Source organism: Fructobacillus ficulneus (genome assembly GCF_001047075.2).
GTDB classification, from domain to species: Bacteria; Bacillota; Bacilli; order Lactobacillales; family Lactobacillaceae; genus Fructobacillus; species Fructobacillus ficulneus.
Map to the genome: position 1 here is coordinate 39,493 of NZ_DF968005.1, position 358 is coordinate 39,850.

Genomic DNA, 358 nt, shown 5'->3' on the forward strand with positions numbered 1-358 from the left:
CCGCGAACACATCCTCAATGCCTACCAGCATGCGGTTGACGCCAAGTATCGGTTCTTCTCCTTTGGGGATGCCATGTTCGTCCATAAGTAATCTTAAAAATGAATGACCGTAATCAGGTCACAAAAAAAGAATTAGCTCAGCTGAGCTAATTCTTTTTAATTTACAATTATTCGGCAGCTTCGATAGCTTTGTGAACCATGGTTAAGTCAGTTAAGTCAGCGGCCTTGAAGTCGGCGTTGTTAACAGGCAAAACTTGTTCGAAGGTGTCAAGCGGTTGAACCTTAACGGTCGCTGATAAAATTTTACCAGTCAAAACGTGACCGCTTAATTCTTCGTCATCTGACAAGAAGTGAGAGT

At 42.7% G+C, this 358-nt stretch carries 2 protein-coding genes; one reads left to right on the top strand and one right to left on the bottom strand.

What is annotated here, in order from left to right:
- Positions 1-91 (top strand): S-adenosylmethionine:tRNA ribosyltransferase-isomerase (locus AOQ29_RS08045; protein WP_242977437.1); only part of this gene is annotated, 91 nt, incomplete at its 5' end.
- Between the two features lie 76 nt (positions 92-167).
- On the opposite strand, the gene AOQ29_RS04860 is transcribed toward AOQ29_RS08045, so the two are convergent.
- A partial coding sequence (locus AOQ29_RS04860) for an acetolactate decarboxylase (RefSeq protein WP_148666494.1) occupies positions 168-358 on the bottom strand: 191 nt, incomplete at its 5' end.